At 49.2% G+C, this 1,851-nt stretch carries 1 protein-coding gene and 2 pseudogenes; 2 read left to right on the top strand and 1 reads right to left on the bottom strand.

The window, feature by feature from the left end; translation table 11 throughout:
• A pseudogene (locus tag RMO35_RS10205) lies at positions 1 to 189 on the top strand (SDR family NAD(P)-dependent oxidoreductase); the annotation flags it as partial.
• Positions 190 to 365: 176 nt separating this feature from the next.
• Positions 366 to 1,028, top strand: a complete 663-nt coding sequence (locus RMO35_RS10200) for a glycoside hydrolase family protein (protein ID WP_309740887.1) — start codon at positions 366 to 368, stop codon at positions 1,026 to 1,028.
• A gap of 115 nt (positions 1,029 to 1,143) precedes the next feature.
• Here the strand turns inward: RMO35_RS10200 and RMO35_RS10195 are convergent.
• Positions 1,144 to 1,851: pseudogene (locus tag RMO35_RS10195) on the bottom strand (acetyl-CoA carboxylase biotin carboxylase subunit); the annotation flags it as partial.

The raw sequence follows: 1,851 nt of genomic DNA, 5'->3' as shown, positions 1-1,851 counted from the left end.
GATAACCCTAACCCCGTGGTGATGTCGGGAGCGGATACCCTCTTTGATGGTAGTATACCTAGACAAAAGGTCGCTCAGGTGTGCGTTGAGTCACTCACCAACCCTCAAGCCCGCAACAAGGTATTAGAAATCGTCAGTTCTCCCACAGCAGAGTCTAAAAGTTGGGAAGATCTCTTTGCGGCGGTGTAGTAACTAATAACGATCTCGGTAGGTATTTAGGCACAGAGACTCAAGCGGGAATCGACGATCGCCGATTCCCCATCCACAGTTAGCAAGTAACCAGTAAACACTTCGGTGATGTGGGGGATTGCCAGCCGTGAATCTCACCTTGCCTCAGCCGCTAAATCTTTAGTTATTAATGATTAATGGACACATTTAAACCTAGACACTATCGAACGGTCGGCATCACGATCGGCTGTATTGCCGCACTGTGGTCTGTATTGCTCTTACGACAAGCGGGCGATCGGCCGATCGCCAATCCCACTTTTGAGACTAGCCAACCGCCACCCTTAGTGATGAAAGGTGGCGATCCTTATATTCGGGCGTTGATGCGGACGATCTCTGCCAGCGAAGCTAGCGATCGCCAACCCTATTCGGTGATCTATGGTGGCACTCATGCCAAGAGTCTCGATCGTCATCCCGAGCGGTGCATTCGGATTACCAGCGGGCCGAATATGAATAATTGCTCTACCGCCGCTGGACGCTATCAGATGATTGATACCACCTGGGCAAAGATGGCTCGAAAGTATCATCCCAAGCAATCTTGTACGCTATTTGTCTTTCAGTGTGCTTATAGCTTTGAGTCTAAGTACCAAGATGCTGTCGTTCATGCTTGGCTGAGCGATGAACAATCCTGGAGAATGAATATCCCTGCGCTACTAAAAGCAGGTCAATTGGAACAAGTTAGACGGCGATTATCGAGTACCTGGACGAGCTTGGGTTACGGCATCGAGACAAATACCGTCACCCCCAAATTAGCAGGTATTTATCAACAGTTATTAAAAGAAGAGTTAGCTCAAAAAGATTAGTAGCGTTGCTGATTTGAGGTATGATTTCCCTTCTTGTGCAACGCTAAAATCTCCCCATCCCCCAGTCCCCTCGTCCCCTCGTCTCCCCATCTTTCATACCCAGATATAACGCCCCTTAGCGATCGTCCTTAGCCATCATTAACTCGACAAAATTGGTATAAACTTCACCCTTAATAAAATCCGGATGTTCGAGAATGCGCTGATGAAAATTAATCGTCGTAGGCACACCCGTAATAGCATATTCTCGCAATGCCCGTCGCATCCGCCGAATCGCCGTATCGCGATCGACTCCCCAGACGATTAATTTGCCAATCAAAGAGTCATAAAAAGGTGGAATCTCGTAATCGGTATACACATGGGAATCAATCCGCACTCCTGGGCCGCCTGGCGCCAGATAACCAGTGATTTTACCGGGGGATGGTCGGAAATTGTGGTCGGGATCTTCGGCATTGACGCGACATTCGATCGAGTGTCCTTTTAAGACTACTTGCTCTTGGGTGAAGGAAAGTTTTTCACCTTGGGCGACGCGGATTTGTTCGGCAATTAGGTCTAGTCCGGTAATCATTTCGGTGACGGGATGCTCCACTTGGATGCGGGTATTCATCTCCATGAAGTAGAAATCACCATGTTTATCGAGCAGAAATTCGACCGTACCGACGCCCGCATAATCGATCGATTTGGCAGCGGCGATCGCGGCTGCACCCATTTTCTGACGGAGTTTGGGGGTTAAGGCGGGGCTGGGCGCTTCTTCAAGGAGTTTTTGATGCCGTCTTTGGATCGAGCAGTCGCGTTCGCCCAGATAGACGACGTTGCCATAGTTTTC

Source organism: Chamaesiphon sp. OTE_20_metabat_361 (assembly GCF_031364565.1).
Note: the sequence above shows the minus strand (reverse complement) of the source record. Positions and strands in the feature narration are given on the sequence as shown.

What these genes read in the sequence shown, in the direction of transcription:
- RMO35_RS10200 (WP_309740887.1), top strand. Translation starts at nt 366, where the DNA reads ATGGACACATTTAAACCTAGACACTATCGAACGGTCGGCATCACGATC.